This is a genomic window from Lutibacter sp. HS1-25, assembly GCF_004121075.1.
Lineage (GTDB): Bacteria > Bacteroidota > Bacteroidia > Flavobacteriales > Flavobacteriaceae > Lutibacter.
In genome coordinates this window covers 66,444-84,832 of the sequence record NZ_RHLN01000160.1, presented here as the reverse complement: position 1 = coordinate 84,832, position 18,389 = coordinate 66,444, and the positions used below count along the sequence as shown (strand labels likewise).

Below are 18,389 nucleotides of genomic sequence, written 5' to 3'. Positions count from 1 at the left end.
TAAAAAAGCGTTTTAATTTTAAATTAAAACGCTTTTTTTATATATTTATACAAGAACTATTTATAATTAACTTTTTAAAAATTGGGTTTTATGATTTTTATCAGCCTTAAAATTCAAAAAAAGTTGGAAATTTAAAAGTGTAATTTAAAAGCCAAACGATATATGGAAAGTCAGGTATTATTCTTAAGTGACCTAAATTTTAACCTTGAAGTATGGAAAAGAGAGTTAAAATTTCAAGAAAGTGAAATGGATTATTTCGAAGAAAAGCTGGAAAATATAGCTATTCGGAATTTAGGAAATGATGTAATGAGGCAGTTGGAAAGTTTTCAAAATAAAATAATTAGAGAACGGGAGGTGATGGGTAATTTAAGACACCGGATTAGAATGAAAAAACGTGAAATTGAGCAGGCAAGTTATGATAACAGGCCAGAAGTAATATTTCACGAAAAGCAAGTGCTGTTAAAAGATGAAATGAAAACCTTTGTTAAAATGCATTACGATTTAAAAGAAAATATGATGGATTTTTTTCTAAAATATTTATAAAATGAGATCAATCGCCAAAAAAGAAATTTTTAGGCGATTTTTTTTTGTTTCAATTTTTAACAGGTGTTTTCGATTTCTGTAATCAAATTGAATGCAACATTAAAAAAATGAAATCCTTTTAAAAACGGTTCTTTTTTTATACTATATTTTATTTACTTTTACGGTATGAAAAAAATATTGATACTTAACGGACCAAATTTAAACTTACTTGGAAAAAGAGAGCCTGAAATATATGGTAGCTTAACTTTTGCCGAATATTTTGAAAGTTTAAAAATCAAATATCCTACTGTTGACCTTCATTATTATCAAAGTAATGTAGAGGGGGAACTTATTAATAAACTACACGAAGTTGGCTTTAGCTTTGATGGTGTTGTTTTAAATGCAGGTGCCTATACCCATACTTCAATAGCTATTGGTGATGCTATAAAGGGTATTGAAACACCTGTAATTGAAGTGCATATATCAAATGTACATGCGCGTGAAAAATTTCGTCATGTTACTTACATAGCTCCAAACGCAAAAGGTGTAATTGCTGGTTTTGGTTTACAAAGTTACGAATTGGCTTTGCAAAGTTTTTTGTAACGTTTTTTAGTATAATTCGTTAAGGTTGTGCTTTTGTAAAAGTCTTTTTTAATGTTTTTAAATTGTAGTGTATATATATTCAAAAAGCCTTTTAGAGCAATCTAAAAGGCTTTTTATTTTGAATTTACCAACTGTTTTATCCTTTAATTTGTTCTTTTTTAAAGGTATCAAATTCATTTTCAGTCTTTTTTGGCCAACTATTGTTGTTTGTGTTAACATCAGCCGTTTGTTGATCTGGATCTATGGTGATTTTAGCAATAGGTTTTGCTGAAGGAAAAACTTTGGTGATTTCGGTATCGTTTTTTCTCCAAATTTCAGCAGGATATTGTTTGCGTTCTTTAGACCCATCTTCATATTCAAATTCAACAATTAAAGGCATTACCAAATCACCTGGCTTTTCAAAAACCAATTCGTAAAAATATTTAGGTGATTTTAAAGTTGCTTTTTCTTCAGTAGAAAATGAATTTTCAATATATTCATTTAAGATAGCAAAATCTTCGGGTTTGTTAGTTTTTAAATTTCTTGAAAAATCATCATTATCTTCAGAAATTAAATACAAACTAGGTTGTATTTGGTTAATTGTTCTGTTGTAGCGTTTTAGCAACGCTAAAGCTTCTTTGGTAGGCTTGTCTGTTATGTAATATTTTTTAACATCTTTAATTCCAATGTCGTTATAGCCTGTAGTGTAAAACCAACCTCTCCAAAACCAATCTAAATCTACTGCAGATGCATCTTCCATAGTTCTAAAAAAATCGGCAGGTGTAGGGTGTTTAAATGCCCAACGTTGAGCGTATGTTTTAAATGCATAATCAAACAATTCAGGTCCCATAATGGTTTCACGTAAAATAAACAAACCAGCAGCAGGTTTGGCATAAGCGTTTGCGCCAAAATTAAATAAATCGTCACCGTTAGACATAATTGGAGCAATTTTACTTTGATCTCCTGCCATGTAGCGGGTAATATCACTTGGAATTTGTTTTGTTGGAAATAATTCAGGATCGTAGGTGTTTTCAGCATAAATCTCAACAAAAGAATTGATGCCTTCATCCATCCAAGTCCATTGGCGCTCATCTGAATTTACAATCATAGGAAAGAAATTATGACCAACTTCGTGTGTAATAACTCCAATCATTCCCTTTTTTAAACGGTCGGTATATTTTCCATTTTCAGGTCTTCCGTAGTTAAAACAAATCATAGGATATTCCATTCCCATTTCAGCATTGATAGATGTTGCATGTGGATAAGGATAGTCAATTGTAAAATGAGAATACACTTTTAAGGTATTGGCTACCGTTTTTGTTGAATGTTCTTCCCAAAGTGGATTTCCTTCTTTAGGAAACAAAGAGTAGGCCATCACAGTTTTGCCATTCATATCAACAGCCATCGCATCCCACATGTATTTTCGGGAAGTTGCAAAAGCAAAATCACGCACATTTTCAGCAATTAATTTCCAAGTTTTTGTTCCTTTTGAAGTTTCTTTATTTGTTTTTAAAGCTTCTTCAGGAGTTACAATATACATTGGTTTGTCGAAGGATTTTTTAGCAGCTTCGTATCTGTTGAATTGTTCTTTTGAAAAAACTTCTTTCGGATTTTGGATTACACCAGTTCCGTTTAAAATAAAATCGTTTGGAGTTGTTATGCTCACTTCAAAATTTCCAAATTCCAAAGCAAATTCACTGCTTCCCCAAAATTGCATATTTTGCCAGCCTTCAACATTGTTGTAAACTGCCAGGCGAGGGTAAAATTGCGCAATTACATAAGCTGAATTTCCATCCTCAAAAATTTCATAACCAGACCGACCTCTGTCTGTCATATAGTTATTGATATTGTACCACCATTTGATATTGAAAACAAATTTTTCGCCAGCAGCTAAAGGTTTTGGTAAGTTAATACGCATCATGGTGCTATTGATCATATAACTTAAATCCGTTCCGTTTTCATTGCTTATTTTTTCAATATTAAAACCACCTTCAAAAGGTTTTTCCATAAAAGTACTTGCAAAATTTTTAGGCGAATATAAAACACTTGGTGAGCCTACCTGAATGTCTGGTGTTTTGGATTGTGGAGAGCGCATGTTTTGATCTAATTGCAACCATAAGTATTCTAAATTATCTTTTGAATTGTTGTGATAAGTAATGGTTTCTTCACCAGAAATACGATGTTTTTCATCATCTAAAACAAGGTGCATTTTATAATCAACCTGCTGCTGTGTATACTCGTAACCTGGAGCGCCAGAAGCTGTATGTTGGTTGTTTGGTGTTGGCAATTCTTCGTTAAGTTGTTTAAATTTACTGTTGTTGTAATGCCCTTTTAGCCTGTTAAACATTTCTGAAGTTTCTTGAGAAAAGCTTGGTGAAACTATAAATATTGCCAACAATATTACAAGAAGTGATTTTTTCATGGGGTGATTTAATTGTTTGAAATGTTAAATTTTGATAATTTAAAGCGAAAGTAAAAAATTTAACAATAATAACTGGTTTGATTTAGATTTTTAACAAGCAACTGATGTTGTTTTTATCTAAATAATACGATTTATTGAGCTTATTTACTTTTATTTTGATAATGTTTTGCTGATTTTCAAATTCATTTACCAGTGAAGTGTTAAATACTTCAATACTGTTTAATTGTGATATGTTTGGAATTTCTAAATAAAAACGAACAATGTCATCATCGTATTTTTTGCCTATAAACCGATAAGGTTTTGCAGTATTGTTAATTTTTATTTTGAAATTGTTGTTTAAGTATTTTAAATAAATGGCATTGATGTTTTTTGGTTCTTTTTCAGTAGCCAAATTTAATTTTGAAGCTTGTTCTTTATTCAAAACAACTTCTAAATCGTCTATAAATATTCCTAAAATTATTTGAACAGCTTGTTTTGATTCGGCATATTCAATTTCACATAAACTAATGTAATATTTATGCATTGAAAATGCCATTAAAGGCAATATAAGTAGTATGAGGAGGCGTTTTTTTAATTTCATTTGAAATATATAAACCAAAGTACTAAGTAACAAAAATGTTTTTAAAAATCGCTTAGTTTTTTAATTTAAGATACTGATTGCTTTGTATTACTAAAAAGTTTTTAACTACAAACTCGTTGCTGTTGTAATAATCTCCCAAACCATTTTCCTGACAATAATCTAAAAAAAGGTCAACTTCATTTTTAGGTATGTAAAGCCAATCGGTAAAAAAATCAGTACCATATAATTTTTTTAAAGTATCGGGTAATTCACTTTTAAAATGTGCAATAAGATTTTTTTCATCATTTTCGCTTCTTTTTCTGGCCCTGCTATTTTTTGTAAGCAAATTGTAAATACCAACCAAATTCATTCCATTGGTCATATAACCCTGATTTAAATATTTGTCGGTATCGGGTGCTTTACTTTGAGAAACTTCATCAATATCAAGAACTGTTCGTTGCTGAACAGGCGCTTTGCTCCAATCAAACCTCATTTTTTGTAAAATTTCAACTTCATCCAATTCATTAAATCCAGGCTCAAGATATACCGTAATTTCTTTATTTTGTATGTGTGTATCGGTAATCAAAATTGTTCGGTGCAGGTATTCAATAGAAGAAAATTCAATAGAATCTCCTTTTTTTGCTGAAATGGCAAATTCACCATTGTCATTACTTGCAGTACCTATTTTTGATGTTCGGTTGATAACGTTGATGTCGCGTAAATTCAGCGAATTGTATTTTACCTTACCGTTAAGCAATACAGGTTTATCTTGTGCATGTATATGAATTACAAGTAGGTTGAATACGATAATTAGTAAAGTTTTAATTTTTAATTGCATTGTAGTTTTTACTTTCTTGGGTTAAAATTTCGATTACTTCTAAAACCTGATTGTTGTAATATTTAAATATGATGTTTTGGTATTCGCAATAGCTTAAAAAGTGGTTGATTTTTTCATGGGGAATTTTTAAAACATTTGTAAAATAATCAATTCCTAAATCTTTTTTTATTTCATTTGGAAAATCTTTTTTTTGCGCCAGTTCACGTTTTAATTTTAATTCTTGTTGGTAACGTTTGTCGGGTAATGATGCAGTTGCACCCATAGGACCAAGTGGGTCTGTTATACTTTGTGCATTTGGTCGTTTATCTACAGCATAACTATCATAAGGAAGTTCTTTTTTTAAATCACTTAATTTAAACACAAAATTATGTTTTGGTATGGTATCTATAGGTCTGTTAGCAATATCAGCAGCTAAATTACCAGTCAAATGTCGTATAAAAACTTCCTTTAATTCGTTTACCAAAGGATTTAAATTGATGATAATTTGATTTGTTTCTATGTTTTTTGAAGTAACTTTTACGGTTGTTTTTTGATATGTTAATGAAGAAATATATAAGGTGTCGTTTAAACTAACCTGAAGGTTAAATTCGCCCAAATCATTACTTATAACGCCTGTTTTTTTAGACATATTAAAAACGTGAACATTTTCTACTAAAGTATCTCCACTATGAATTTTTCCATAAATGGTTGTTGTTTTTTCTTGAGAAAAAGCATTCCAAGCAAGAAAAACAAATAGTGTTGAGTAGGTTAGTTTGGTTTTCACAAATACAAATTAATACATCAAATTTGAATATTTGTATCAATGCAATTGTAAACTTTTGTTAAAGGTTTGAAATTATTACATTTGAAAAAACATAAAGAGTATGAAAAAACTATTGATAGCAAGTACATCTACCGTTCACGGAAAAGCGTATTTAGAATATATTTTACCAGAATTAGCAGCTTTTTTTAGTAATGTTGATGAAATTTTATTCATTCCATATGCGCAGCCAAGCGGAATTTCATACGATGAATATACGGCAATTGCACAACGTGGTTTTGCTAAAATAAATATAAAGGTAAAAGGCATTCATCAATTTGAAAATCCTGTTGAAGCGATTAACAATTCAAAAGGAATTTTTACAGGAGGCGGAAATACTTTTTTGTTGTTAAAACAGTTGTACGACAATAAGTTGATTTCGGTTTTAAAAAATGTTGTTGAAAACGGAACTCTTTATTTTGGTACAAGTGCAGGCAGTAATATTACAGGTGTAAGCATACAAAATACCAATGATATGCCAATTATTTATCCGCCTAGTTTTGATGCATTAGGATTTATTAATTTCAATTTAAATCCGCATTATTTAGATCCAGATCCAACTTCAACACATATGGGAGAAACCCGTGAAACACGCATAAATGAGTTTCATAAAATCAACTCAATTCCTGTTTTGGGATTAAGAGAAGGGAGTTGGTTAGAAGTTGAGGAAGAGAAAATTTTGTTAAAAGGCGTTTTAAATGCACGCTTATTTCAGCAAAATCAAAAACCTGTAGAATTACCTCCAAATACTGATTTAAGTTTTTTGAATTGATAAATTAATAATTTAGGTACAATGTGTTAATTAAACATTTACACAATTAAACTATATTTGCAGCATTCAAAATTAAAAAAAACAAAAAAATGAAATTTTTTATTGACACAGCAAACTTAGACCAAATTAAAGAAGCACAATCTTTAGGTGTTTTAGATGGCGTTACTACAAATCCATCATTAATGGCAAAAGAAGGAATTACAGGGACAAATAACATATTAAAGCATTATGTCGATATTTGTAACATTGTTGATGGTGATGTTAGTGCAGAGGTAATTGCAACTGATTTTGCAGGAATGATTAAAGAAGGTGAGGCTTTAGCTGCTTTACACCCTCAAATTGTAGTAAAATTACCAATGATTGCTGATGGCATAAAAGCTTGTAAATATTTTTCGGACAAAGGAATTAGAACCAATGTTACTTTGGTTTTTTCTGCAGGTCAGGCATTGTTAGCTGCTAAAGCAGGAGCAACTTATGTTTCGCCATTTATTGGTCGTTTAGATGATATTTCTACAGATGGTTTGCATTTAATTTCAGAAATAAGAATGATTTATGACAACTATGGTTTTGAAACTGAAATTTTAGCTCCTTCTGTGCGTCACACAATGCACGTTATAGACTGTGCTAAAATTGGTGCAGATGTTATGACAGGACCTTTATCATCTATCAAAGGATTGTTAAAACACCCTTTAACAGATAGTGGTTTGGCGCAATTTTTAGCTGATTACCAAAAAGGTAACTAATAAATAATAACAATTTTTAGATTGTAAAAAAGGGAGTTATTAAACAATAGCTTCCTTTTTTGTTTCAAACGCTTTTAAATTTTAGTTGTAAATACATTATTTCATATAGTTTTTCATCAACAAAAAGCCTTCAGCAAAAAAACAAATAAAACTTTTTAACATTCAATTTTAATCTTTCAAACTATAAAAACTATATTTGCACCGCTAAAAATAAAATTATGAAGGCAGGAATTGTAGGATTACCAAACGTTGGAAAATCAACGTTATTTAATTGTTTATCAAATGCAAAAGCGCAAAGTGCTAACTTTCCTTTTTGTACCATAGAGCCAAATGTAGGTGTAGTAAATGTACCTGATCCTCGTATTGCTAAGTTAGAGGAGCTTGTAAAACCAGAACGTGTGCAAATGGCAACTGTTGATATTGTTGATATTGCAGGTTTGGTACGTGGAGCAAGTAAAGGTGAAGGATTGGGAAATCAGTTTTTAGGAAATATTAGAGAGACCGATGCTATTATTCATGTTTTACGTTGTTTTGATAATGACAATATTATACACGTTGATACAACTATAAATCCAATTAGAGATAAAGAAACCATTGATATTGAGTTGCAGTTGAAAGATTTAGAATCACTTGATAAGAAATTAGAAAAAGTGAGAAAAACAGCTCGTACGGGTAATAAAGATGCTCAAAAAGAACAGGAAGTTTTAGAAAAAGTTAAAAAAGGTTTAGAAGCTGCAGTTTCGGTAAGAGCTATTGAATTAACAGATAAAGAACGTGAAGAATTTGTTGCGCCATTGCAATTTATTACAGACAAACCGGTTTTATATGTTTGTAATGTTGATGAAGGTGCTGCTGTAAATGGCAATAGCTATGTTGATGCGGTAAGAGAGGCTGTTAAAAATGAAAATGCGGAAGTTATTGTATTGGCTGTTGGCACAGAGGCTGATATTACAGAATTGGAAAGTTTTGAAGAGCGTCAGTTGTTTTTAGAAGATTTAGGATTGGAAGAGCCGGGTTCATCGGTTTTAATTAGAGCAGCTTATAAATTGTTAAATTTACAAACGTATTTTACAGCTGGTGTTAAAGAAGTAAGAGCTTGGACCATACATATTGGTGATACTGCACCACAAGCAGCAGGTGTAATTCATACCGATTTTGAAAAAGGATTTATCAGAGCTGAAGTAATTGCTTATGAAGATTTTGCAAAATATGGAAGTGAAGCAAAAGTTAAAGAAGCTGGTAAAATGCGCGTTGAAGGTAAAGAATACATTGTAAAAGATGGTGACGTTATGCATTTTAGATTTAATGTTTAATCAATAAAATTATAATTACTATGAATATTCAACATTATACACAAGAGCAAATTCAGGTAGAACAGGCAAACTTTATGTCAAAAGTTTATAGCTGGATGACCGGTGCATTGCTTATTACAGGTTTAGTGGCCTATTATGTGGCTTCATCACCTGAATTGATAAATTTAATTGTAGGTAACAAAATATTGTTTTTCGGATTGATTATTGCTGAAATTGCCTGTGTAGGATACATTTCTGCACGAATAAATAAAATTACAGCACAAACAGCTACGGGTTTGTTTGTTGGTTATTCGGTTCTTAACGGTTTAACGCTGTCAATGATATTTTTAATTTATACAGCTTCATCTATTGCAACTACATTTTTTATAGCAGCAGGTACTTTTGGTATTATGAGTTTTTACGGTTATTATACCAAGCGCGATTTAACCTCTATTGGTAATTTGGCTTTTATGGCCTTAATAGGTTTAATTATTGCTTCTGTGGTTAATATGTTTCTTCAAAGTGAAATGATGTATTGGATAACTACTTATGCAGGAATTTTAATTTTTGTAGCATTGATAGCTTATGATACTCAAAAAATTAAAGAAATGAATATTATTGGTAATGAAGGTACTGAAGAAGATAAAAAAGAAGCTATTTTAGGCGCTTTGTCTTTGTATCTAGATTTTATCAACCTTTTCCTTTATTTATTGAGAATTTTTGGAGATAGAAAATAAATCATTTGAATTGTTTTTATTGAATCAAAACTAAAAAAGTCTGCTAAGAAATTAGCAGACTTTTTTAGTTTAAAATGTAAAAGAGGGTTACTTTACCCAGTGTAAAACATCTTTAATAACAGACCATCTAGGTTCTTTATAGTTTGCGCCTTTTCCTTCAATATAATGGCTAAAAAGTTGATTTAAAGAACCATCTTTTTGTCTTAATTCTATAAAAGTATTTACAAAAGCAATCCATTCAGAATCATCGGGTAGTGGATAAGCCATAGGCATTTTAATAATGGTTGGTTGTGGTATGGCAACACTAAATTCAGGATAAATGATAGTCCAAGCACTTCCGCTTTCTGCGGTAAATAAATAAGCGTCAATTTCTTCAGCAGTATTTGTAAAAAAAGCGCGTGGAGAAGTTAAATTTATAATTTCAGCATTTGGTAAATAGGGTGCAAACTTTTTTTGAAAATAGCGATTTGAAATGGCTATTTTTATTGAATCCTGACTTAAGATAGCTTCTTTTGATTTAAATTTATTTCGATTGTAACTGGGTACAATAAAAGCCAATGTTTGATCTAGATAAGAGTTGGATATTTTAAAATTCTCTACCATATCAGTAGTTGTAATCAGACCCGACATAACAATGTCTAGTTTGCCACTATTAATTAAGGTAGGGATTTCTCTTTCTGTAATTTTGTAAAATTCGGGTTTAACATCAAGTTCTTTTGCCAGCAAATAAGCCATTTCAATATCCAAACCAACAGCTTTTCCGCTGTTGTTTGTAAAGGCAAATGGTAATCGGTTGGCTAAAAAACCAACGCGTAATACACCTCTTTGTTTAATGGTAGAGATTTGGTTTTTAGGTTTGCTATAAGTAGTATCTTCAATTAATGTATTTGCATTTTTAATGGCTTCAAAATTGTGTTTGTTATACATTTTTATGTGAATAAAATTGCTGTATTGGTCACTTTTACCCAAAGAGAAAGAAAGGTAATATCTTGCCCCAATTAAAGTAAAAGAAGTTAAAACAACGCCAATAATAATGCCTCTAAACGTTTTTTTCCAGTTAATTGCAACGCCGCCTAATGTTAATTTTACCGTTATAATTGTTAAAGCAATAAGGTGAATTGCACCCAAAACCACCCTTATTCTATCTGTGTAAACGCTAGATATTACAAAAAGTTGAAACATTTCTTGCGGAAGCTTCAATAAATTTAATAAAAAAGGAATTCCTGTTACAGGAGCAACAAAGCTACTTAAAAGTGTTGCTGCTATAAAGGTTGAGTTTTCAATAAAACCAAAACTATTTCCGCTATACCAGGCAATAAAAGGTACAAAAACAAATATTACAAAGGTTCCCAAATTTGGAAAAGGGTAAGCCAATGGCATTAAAATTTCTGTTGCTGAAGCAGCTTCTTTTCTGTTTTGTTTGTTGTAAATTAATAGTTTTTTTACATCATTCATTAACTGAGGTAATACAATTATAATTTTGCCTGTTGCAAAAATGGTTAGTAAGGTACTTTTTGTAGCTTTAAAAAGTGCTTTTGGACTAATTCCTGTGGTGCTTTGAATAAGTAAAGGAAGCCAATAAAATCCCAATAACAATACAGCTATACTGTAAATTACAATATATGCCTGTAGTCGTTGAATTTCATCAAAAGACATGGTTCCGGCATTGTAGGCTGCAATAAAAAACACCCCTATAGGTGTCAATTTTACAGTCATTTTATTGATGTGATTTAAGGCTTCAGAAAGCACATCAAGACCGTGCAATAAATTTTCTTTCCCCTTAACTTTACTCAGTCCAATACCTAAAAAAATACTAAACATAACAACCGCAGGCACTACATTATTTGCCATTGAAGCAAATGGGTTAGAAGGTATGTACAAATCAATTAAATTGAGAGGTTCTTCAATAACAACACTTGAAGGATTGAAAAATGTTGCAGCTGTCCAGGCAGGTAATGAAATGGGTAAAATAATTAAAGTAAGTACCCCAATTAAAAGCAATAATATCAATACTTTAAGTCCGTTTATTACCAAAGTTTTTCCATCAGCCATAGACATTCTGCCTAAATTTGCAATAATAGAAACCATAATATAAGGTAATACGGTCATTTGAAGTAAGCCAATAAATGCGTCGCCAAATATTGACATAAATTTACAGTATTCACCAAAAAACAGGCCAATTACCAGACCTAAAATTAATGAAATAACAATTTTTTTTGAAAGACTCATATAGCTGAAAACTTATGTTTTAATGATAAAAATAGCTGAGTAAATTTAATAAATTATTTATAATCATCTAGAGATTTTAATTTTTTATAAAAAGATGAGATGATATAAATTTAGCAGATTTTAAAAGTAAAAACGATAGATTTAATCTAATTTCAATTTAAAATTGTCTAAAAAAATAATTTAGATTGCAAATTATATTGTTTGCAAGTCTGTTAATATTTTTACTAGAGTTTTTTTTATTTTTTCTGTTAAAATAGTACATTAGCAGTTCTTCAAGAATTTTACAACATTTAATGGCAGAACAAACAAATTATACAGAGGATAACATTCGCTCTCTCGATTGGAAGGAGCATATAAGGATGCGTCCGGGAATGTATATTGGTAAATTGGGTGATGGATCGTCACCTGATGATGGTATTTACATTTTAATAAAAGAGGTTTTAGATAACTCTATTGATGAGTATGTGATGGGAGCTGGTAAAACCATTGAAGTTTCGGTAAAAGACGAAACTGTTTCTGTGCGCGATTATGGTCGTGGTATTCCTTTAGGAAAAGTTGTTGATGTTGTTTCTAAAATGAATACCGGTGGAAAATACGATTCTCGTGCCTTTAAAAAATCGGTTGGATTAAACGGTGTTGGTACAAAAGCAGTAAATGCCTTGTCGTCTTATTTTAAAGTGCAATCGTACAGAGATGATAAAACGGTTTTTGCCGAATTTGAACAAGGTAATATTACACTGGTAGAACCTGCACAGTCAAGTTCACAGCGAAAAGGTACTAAAGTAACGTTTGTACCAGATAAAACTATTTTTACCAAATTCAAATTTAGAAATGAATACATTGTAAAAATGATTAAAAACTATGTGTACTTAAACACAGGTTTAACCATTATTTTTAACGGTGAAAAATATTATTCAGAAAATGGTTTAAAAGATTTATTAGAAGAAAATATAGCTGATGAGTTTATGTTGTTTCCAATCATTCACCTAAAAGGAGAAGATATTGAAATTGCATTGACCTATAGCAAAGCGCAGTATAGTGAAGAATATCATTCGTTTGTAAACGGGCAGCATACAACGCAGGGTGGTACGCATCAAAATGCATTTAGAGAGGCCATTGTAAAAACGGTAAGAGAGTTTTTTGGTAAAAATTACGACAGTTCCGATATTCGAAAATCCATTGTTTCAGCAGTTAGTGTAAAAGTAATGGAACCTATTTTTGAAAGTCAGACCAAAACAAAATTGGGTTCTACAGAAATGGGAGGTGAGTTGCCAACTGTTCGTACATTTATTACCGATTTTGTGAAAACCAATTTGGATAATTATCTGCATAAAAATCCAGATGTTGCTGAGAAAATTCAAAAGAAAATTTTACAGGCCGAAAGAGAGCGAAACGATTTGTCGGGTATTCGAAAATTGGCTCGTGAACGTGCAAAAAAAGCAAGTGTACACAATAAAAAATTAAGAGATTGCAGGGTTCATTTTAACGATTTGAAAAAAGAAAATCGTTTAGAAAGCACCTTGTTTATTACCGAGGGAGATTCTGCAAGTGGATCTATCACAAAATCTAGAAACGTAAATACACAGGCGGTTTTTAGTTTGCGCGGTAAGCCTTTGAATTCCTACGGAATGAACAAAAAAATTGTGTACGAAAATGAAGAGTTTAACTTATTGCAGGCAGCTTTAAATATTGAAGATTCTTTAGAAGAATTGCGCTATAATAACATTGTAATTGCAACTGATGCCGATGTGGATGGTATGCATATTCGCTTGTTGTTAATTACTTTCTTTTTACAATTTTTCCCTGAATTGATTAAAGAAGGTCATTTGTATATTTTAGATACACCTTTATTTAGGGTTCGTGATAAAAAACAAACATTTTATTGTTATACGCCAGAAGAAAAACAAAATGCAATGAATACTTTAAAGGGAAAACCAGAAATTACCCGATTTAAAGGTTTGGGTGAAATTTCACCCGATGAATTTGTGCACTTTATTGGAGATGATATTCGTTTAGATCCTGTGATGTTAGATAAAGAAATGTCGATTGAAAAATTATTGGAATTTTATATGGGAAAAAATACGCCTGAACGACAAAAATTTATAATCAAAAATTTAAAAGTTGAACTAGATATTGTTGAGGAGTAAAGTGTCTATACTTTCAATTAATTAAAATTGTAAATAAAAAGAGTTAACAGATACTAAATACCAGATACTAAATACTTAAAAATAAGAATGCAAGAAGATAATAACGAACTCCAAAACGAAGAATTCGATAACAAGGAAACCATTACCAAAGTTACTGGTATGTATAAAGATTGGTTTTTGGATTATGCATCTTATGTTATTTTAGAGCGTGCTGTTCCAGGAATCAAAGATGGTTTTAAACCTGTACAACGTAGAATTTTACATTCTATGAAAGACCTTGATGATGGCCGATACAATAAAGTGGCAAACATTGTTGGTCACACAATGCAATACCACCCACACGGTGATGCTTCAATTGCAGATGCCATGGTTCAAATTGGTCAGAAGGAATTGCTGATTGATATGCAGGGAAACTGGGGGAATATTTTAACTGGTGATAGTGCAGCAGCATCTCGTTATATTGAGGCGCGTTTGTCTAAATTTGCGTTAGACGTTGTTTTTAATGCTAAAACTACCGAATGGCAATCGTCTTACGACGGAAGAAGAAAAGAGCCAGTAGATTTACCTGTAAAATTCCCAATGTTATTAGCGCAAGGGGGTGAAGGTATTGCAGTTGGACTTTCAACAAAAATTTTACCTCACAATTTTAATGAGTTGATAGATGCTTCTATCAGACATTTAAAAGGAAAAAGTTTTACCATATTTCCTGATTTTTTAACAGGTGGAATTGCGGATGTTTCAAATTATAGTGATGGAAAACGAGGAGGTAAAGTAAGAGTTAGAGCTAAAATTGGTCAGCTTGATAAAAAAACATTGGTAATTACCGAAATTCCTTTTGGTACAACAACTTCAAGTTTAATAGATTCTATATTAAAAGCCAATGATAAAGGCACTATTAAAATTAAACAAATTGAAGACAATACCGCTGCAAATGTTGAAATTTTAATTCATTTACCACCAGGAATTTCACCAGATAAAACCATTGACGCATTGTATGCTTTTACAAATTGCGAAAATTCTATTTCTCCACTTTGTTGTGTAATTGATAACAATAAACCTGTATTTATTGGTGTTTCTGAAGTTTTAAGAAGATCAACAGATCACACTGTTGAATTGTTGAAATTAGAATTGGAAATTCAGTTAAATGAATTGGAAGAACAATGGCATTTTGCTTCATTAGAAAGAATTTTTATTGAAAACAGAATCTATCGTGATATTGAAGAGCAGGCAACTTGGGAAGGTGTAATTAAAGCTATTGACGAAGGTTTAAAACCACATATAAAACATTTAAAACGCGCTATTACTGAAGAAGATATTGTACGATTAACAGAAATTAGAATTAAAAAGATTTCAAAATTTGATATTGATAAAGCCAAACAATTTATTGAAAGTTTGGAAGATAAAATTGCTGAAGTAAAACATCATTTAGCCAATTTAATTGAGTTTGCAATTGACTATTTTAAAAATTTAAAATTAAAATACGGTAAGGGTAAAGAGCGTTTAACTGAAATTCGTTTGTTTGATGATATTGTGGCAACAAAAGTGGTTATGCGTAACACCAAACTGTATGTCAATAGAGAAGAAGGTTTTGTTGGAACTTCGCTGAAAAAAGACGAATATGTTGATGATTGCGCTGATATTGATGATATTATTATTTTTAGAAGTGACGGCACAATGATGATAACAAAAGTAGATGCAAAAACTTTTGTTGGAAAAGACATTATTCATGTTGCTGTATTTAAAAAGAACGATAAGCGTACTGTTTACAATATGATTTATCGCGATGGAAGAAGCGGCCCAAGTTATATGAAGCGTTTTAATGTTACAGGTGTAACGCGTGATAAAGAGTATGATTTAACTGCTGGTACAAAGGGTTCATATGTATTGTATTTTACTGCAAACCCTAATGGTGAAGCTGAAACAGTTTCAATATTGTTAAGAGCTGTGGGATCTATTAAAAAACTAAAGTGGGATGTTAATTTTTCAGATTTGGCAATCAAAGGTCGAAGCTCAAAAGGAAATACAGTAACCAAATATGCCATTAAAAAAATTGAATTAAAATCAGAAGGTGTTTCAACTTTAAAACCACGTAAAATTTGGTTTGATGAAACTGTACAACGTTTAAATGTTGATGAGCGAGGAGAATTATTGGGCGAATTTAAAGGTGAAGATCGCTTGTTGATTATGACTCAAAAAGGCGTTGTGAAAACGATAAAACCTGAGTTAACCACTCATTTTGATAGTGATATGATAGTGCTTGAAAAATGGATTCCAGAGAAACCAATTTCAGCAATTTATTACGATGGTGAAAAAGAGCGTTATTATGTAAAACGTTTTATGATTGATAACCCAAATAAAGAAGAAATATTTATTTCTGAACATCCAAAATCGCAATTAGAGATTGTTTCAACAGATTACAGACCAATGGCTGAAATTGTATTTTCAAAACGAAGCATTGAAAATATGGAAGTTAATTTGGAAGAATTTATTGCAGTAAAAGGTATTAAAGCTCAAGGAAATCAATTAACTACGGATAAAATAAAAGTCGTAAATATGTTAGAATCATTGCCTTATGAACCACCTGTTGTTGAGGAGGTTGAGGTTAGTGATGAGGAGATTGTAGATTCATTTCCGTTAGACGATGTAGAAATTAAACCATCAATAATTGATAAAAATAAAGTAAAACCAACAATAATTCCACCGAAAAAAAAGATTGAAGAAGATCCTGATCAAATTACATTGTTTTAAAACCTATTTGTAACTTTTACTAACAAAGGGCGTTTCTTTAAATCCTGTAACCTGATTGATTAAAACAGTGGCTGTAAAAAAGTAATTACACAATAAGTTTGCAAATTTTGGTAAAATTTCAGCGACTTCTTTTTGTTCTTCATTGTGTATTTTAACCATCAATCTAATGGCTTGTTTACACATAGACGAGCATTTATTTAATACACCAACAGGCGACACTCCACCAGGTAAAACAAATCCACTAATAGATTTTTCTGTGGTTTTTTTAAAGTTGCGGTAGTTTTCTAATAATTGTTGGTGATCTTCTTCGGTAATTGCCAACGTTCCTCTTATAGAACCATTTAAATGATAACAAAGCGGTAAAAGCCAGTTAAGTTCATTTTCAAGTGTTTTAAGTGCAGTGCTTTCAGTGTATTGTTGTCTTAAAATACCAAGTTCACTAATTGCCCAACCAACCATTCGGGTTAAATCGTCCGTTAAAATCTCATAATCACAAAGCAAAGATTCTTCGTAAATGTAAGGGTAACAAAGTTCGTCTATATTGGATTTTGGGCGAAGTTTTTTCATTAAAAATTAGTTTAGCTTTTTATAAAAAGTGAATTCGTAATCTGGTAACAACTCTGGATGTGTAATTTTTATCAAATCTTTTAAAACCAAATCGGGTCTGATAGGAGACAATTCAAAATACCAAATTCCGCCAGTTTCACCTGTTGTGTTGTTGTATGAATAAATTGTTTTGTTTTTAAAAGCTTTTGTTTGAGCACACACTAAATTGTCTTTTTCAAGGTCTTCTAAGGTAGCATAAAACCCAGGTGAAATCCAAATATCAGCATCTTTACCTTTTTCAAAAACGTTTTCAATATTTAAGGCAAGACTTCCGGTTCCTTTAGAATCTTTCCATAAATAATTGGTATTTGCATCTTTTAAAAATGTAGCTTCAAAACTATCTCCAGCAGGCATATTCCAAATATCTTTGTACAAGCCACCGGCAAGTACAGTCGGAATTTCTTTGGCATTTAGGGCTATTTTTTTAGCTTCTAAATAATTTTTTTCAATGACTTTAAAAACGCTATCGGCTTCTTTTTCTTTGTTAAAAAGTACCCCAAAAAATTTAATCCATTCAGCTCTTCCAAGCGGTGTTTTTTCAAGCCAATCGCCATTTAATACAATTGGAACTCCTATTTTTTCAACAATTGCAAACATTTTACTGTTGCTGTTAACTGAAAATCCAATAACCAAATCTGGATTTAAATCTAAAAGAAGTTCGGTATTGATGTTTTCTTCATTACCCAATTCCTGAACTTTTCCTTCATCAATCAATCTTCGGGTTTTTACAGACGACACAAAAGGTGTATTTGGGTATCCAACTAGTTTATTTTCAATATTTAACAACTCTAACATAGGCACATGAGTGGTGCTTGTTACTACAACTTTTTCAATGGGTGTTTTAATTGTAATTAAATCACTTTCAATGTTTTCATTAGAAAGTAGGTATTCAAAAGTTTCGGTTGAATTTTGATAAGGTGTTCTAATTGTAAGTTTGGTGTAATTTTCAAAATTTTGAATGTCAAAACCTTTGGCGTATTTTATAGTGCTGTTGTTGGCTTTTTCAATTGCTTGTTCTGTATTTTTTGGTTCATTTTTACAAGAAATAAGAAAAATTGATGCGATAAAAAGTAATACTGTTTGATGATTTTTTAATTTCATTTCATAAAATTTTAGGCAAATGTAAGATTTCTATAAAATAATAGCACTAGTTAGTCTTAATTAATTACTTTTGCACCCGATTATGGTTCTCGAATTTTATTTTACATAAAACGAGTTAAAAGGGAAATCGGTTAAAATCCGATGCTGTTCCCGCAACTGTACGCTTAGTCGACGAAATCGATGGTTGTTATTAAACTTAAGCCACTGTTAATTAAACGGGAAGGTAAATAACAATACGCAAGCCAGGAGACCTGCCACAATCTTAATTAATTAAAACTTTCGGGAGAAAGGT

General features: G+C 31.1%; 15 protein-coding genes and 1 riboswitch. Of the genes, 8 read left to right on the top strand and 7 right to left on the bottom strand.

The features are described from left to right. Positions 1–162 precede the first annotated feature (162 nt). Both EC396_RS16710 and aroQ read left to right on the top strand, forming a co-directional pair. Positions 163–543 (top strand): hypothetical protein, encoded by a 381-nt coding sequence (locus EC396_RS16710; RefSeq protein ID WP_129367999.1) that lies wholly within the window; start codon positions 163–165, stop codon positions 541–543. A 165-nt stretch (positions 544–708) separates the two neighbouring features. Further along, positions 709–1,125, top strand: a complete 417-nt coding sequence (gene aroQ, locus EC396_RS16705; RefSeq protein ID WP_129367998.1) for a type II 3-dehydroquinate dehydratase — start codon at positions 709–711, stop codon at positions 1,123–1,125. Between the two features lie 136 nt (positions 1,126–1,261). Here the strand turns inward: aroQ and EC396_RS16700 are convergent, their stop codons facing one another. From EC396_RS16700 to EC396_RS16685, 4 genes are all read right to left on the bottom strand, one after another. Continuing rightward, complete coding sequence (locus EC396_RS16700; RefSeq protein ID WP_129367997.1) at positions 1,262–3,526, bottom strand: M1 family metallopeptidase; 2,265 nt, start codon at positions 3,524–3,526, stop codon at positions 1,262–1,264. 82 nt (positions 3,527–3,608) lie between these two features. Then, on the bottom strand, positions 3,609–4,106 hold the full coding sequence (locus EC396_RS16695; protein ID WP_164975338.1) for a DUF6702 family protein: 498 nt from the start codon (positions 4,104–4,106) through the stop codon (positions 3,609–3,611). 52 nt (positions 4,107–4,158) lie between these two features. Continuing rightward, the gene (locus tag EC396_RS16690) at positions 4,159–4,923 is read right to left on the bottom strand and encodes a hypothetical protein (RefSeq protein WP_129367995.1); all 765 of its coding nucleotides are present in this window, start codon (positions 4,921–4,923) and stop codon (positions 4,159–4,161) included. Next, positions 4,907–5,686, bottom strand: a complete 780-nt coding sequence (locus EC396_RS16685) for a carboxypeptidase-like regulatory domain-containing protein (protein ID WP_129367994.1) — start codon at positions 5,684–5,686, stop codon at positions 4,907–4,909. The genes EC396_RS16690 and EC396_RS16685 overlap by 17 nt, the downstream gene beginning before the upstream one ends. Before the next feature lie 100 nt (positions 5,687–5,786). On the opposite strand from EC396_RS16685, the gene pepE reads away from it, so the two are divergent. The 4 genes from pepE (at position 5,787) to EC396_RS16665 (ending at position 9,266) form a co-directional block, all read left to right on the top strand. Next, entirely contained in the window at positions 5,787–6,494 is a 708-nt protein-coding gene (gene pepE / locus EC396_RS16680; RefSeq protein WP_129367993.1) for a dipeptidase PepE, read from the top strand. An 89-nt stretch (positions 6,495–6,583) separates the two neighbouring features. Next, entirely contained in the window at positions 6,584–7,237 is a 654-nt protein-coding gene (fsa, locus tag EC396_RS16675; protein ID WP_129367992.1) for a fructose-6-phosphate aldolase, read from the top strand. A 218-nt stretch (positions 7,238–7,455) separates the two neighbouring features. Next, positions 7,456–8,550, top strand: a complete 1,095-nt coding sequence (gene ychF / locus EC396_RS16670) for a redox-regulated ATPase YchF (RefSeq protein ID WP_129367991.1) — start codon at positions 7,456–7,458, stop codon at positions 8,548–8,550. Positions 8,551–8,570: 20 nt separating this feature from the next. Further along, the gene (locus EC396_RS16665) at positions 8,571–9,266 is read left to right on the top strand and encodes a Bax inhibitor-1/YccA family protein (protein ID WP_129367990.1); all 696 of its coding nucleotides are present in this window, start codon (positions 8,571–8,573) and stop codon (positions 9,264–9,266) included. Positions 9,267–9,353: 87 nt separating this feature from the next. On the opposite strand, the gene EC396_RS16660 is transcribed toward EC396_RS16665, so the two are convergent. Then, positions 9,354–11,495 carry a cation:dicarboxylate symporter family transporter gene (locus EC396_RS16660; protein ID WP_129367989.1) on the bottom strand — a complete coding sequence of 714 codons (2,142 nt, stop codon included), beginning with the start codon at positions 11,493–11,495 and terminating at the stop codon, positions 9,354–9,356. 293 nt (positions 11,496–11,788) lie between these two features. On the opposite strand from EC396_RS16660, the gene EC396_RS16655 reads away from it, so the two are divergent. Together EC396_RS16655 and EC396_RS16650 are read left to right on the top strand one after the other, a co-directional pair. Beyond that, positions 11,789–13,642, top strand: coding sequence for a DNA topoisomerase IV subunit B (locus EC396_RS16655; protein WP_129367988.1), 1,854 nt, complete (start codon positions 11,789–11,791; stop codon positions 13,640–13,642). Between the two features lie 87 nt (positions 13,643–13,729). After that, positions 13,730–16,390 (top strand): DNA gyrase/topoisomerase IV subunit A, encoded by a 2,661-nt coding sequence (locus tag EC396_RS16650; RefSeq protein ID WP_129367987.1) that lies wholly within the window; start codon positions 13,730–13,732, stop codon positions 16,388–16,390. A gap of 3 nt (positions 16,391–16,393) precedes the next feature. Here the strand turns inward: EC396_RS16650 and EC396_RS16645 are convergent, their stop codons facing one another. Together EC396_RS16645 and EC396_RS16640 are read right to left on the bottom strand one after the other, a co-directional pair. Beyond that, complete coding sequence (locus tag EC396_RS16645; RefSeq protein ID WP_129367986.1) at positions 16,394–16,957, bottom strand: cobalamin adenosyltransferase; 564 nt, start codon at positions 16,955–16,957, stop codon at positions 16,394–16,396. Positions 16,958–16,963: 6 nt separating this feature from the next. Further along, positions 16,964–18,097 carry an ABC transporter substrate-binding protein gene (locus EC396_RS16640; protein ID WP_129367985.1) on the bottom strand — a complete coding sequence of 378 codons (1,134 nt, stop codon included), beginning with the start codon at positions 18,095–18,097 and terminating at the stop codon, positions 16,964–16,966. A 66-nt stretch (positions 18,098–18,163) separates the two neighbouring features. Continuing rightward, positions 18,164–18,371: riboswitch (cobalamin riboswitch) on the top strand. Positions 18,372–18,389: the final 18 nt, after the last annotated feature.

Excerpts from the sequence above, each read along its gene's own strand:
- EC396_RS16710 (WP_129367999.1), top strand. The coding sequence starts at position 163 with ATGGAAAGTCAGGTATTATTCTTAAGTGACCTAAATTTTAACCTTGAA.
- aroQ (WP_129367998.1), top strand. The coding sequence starts at position 709 with ATGAAAAAAATATTGATACTTAACGGACCAAATTTAAACTTACTTGGA.
- EC396_RS16700 (WP_129367997.1), bottom strand. The coding sequence starts at position 3,526 with ATGAAAAAATCACTTCTTGTAATATTGTTGGCAATATTTATAGTTTCA.
- EC396_RS16695 (WP_164975338.1), bottom strand. The coding sequence starts at position 4,106 with ATGAAATTAAAAAAACGCCTCCTCATACTACTTATATTGCCTTTAATG.
- EC396_RS16690 (WP_129367995.1), bottom strand. The coding sequence starts at position 4,923 with ATGCAATTAAAAATTAAAACTTTACTAATTATCGTATTCAACCTACTT.
- pepE (WP_129367993.1), top strand. The coding sequence starts at position 5,787 with ATGAAAAAACTATTGATAGCAAGTACATCTACCGTTCACGGAAAAGCG.
- fsa (WP_129367992.1), top strand. The coding sequence starts at position 6,584 with ATGAAATTTTTTATTGACACAGCAAACTTAGACCAAATTAAAGAAGCA.
- ychF (WP_129367991.1), top strand. The coding sequence starts at position 7,456 with ATGAAGGCAGGAATTGTAGGATTACCAAACGTTGGAAAATCAACGTTA.
- EC396_RS16665 (WP_129367990.1), top strand. The coding sequence starts at position 8,571 with ATGAATATTCAACATTATACACAAGAGCAAATTCAGGTAGAACAGGCA.
- EC396_RS16660 (WP_129367989.1), bottom strand. The coding sequence starts at position 11,495 with ATGAGTCTTTCAAAAAAAATTGTTATTTCATTAATTTTAGGTCTGGTA.
- EC396_RS16655 (WP_129367988.1), top strand. The coding sequence starts at position 11,789 with ATGGCAGAACAAACAAATTATACAGAGGATAACATTCGCTCTCTCGAT.
- EC396_RS16650 (WP_129367987.1), top strand. The coding sequence starts at position 13,730 with ATGCAAGAAGATAATAACGAACTCCAAAACGAAGAATTCGATAACAAG.
- EC396_RS16645 (WP_129367986.1), bottom strand. The coding sequence starts at position 16,957 with ATGAAAAAACTTCGCCCAAAATCCAATATAGACGAACTTTGTTACCCT.
- EC396_RS16640 (WP_129367985.1), bottom strand. The coding sequence starts at position 18,097 with ATGAAATTAAAAAATCATCAAACAGTATTACTTTTTATCGCATCAATT.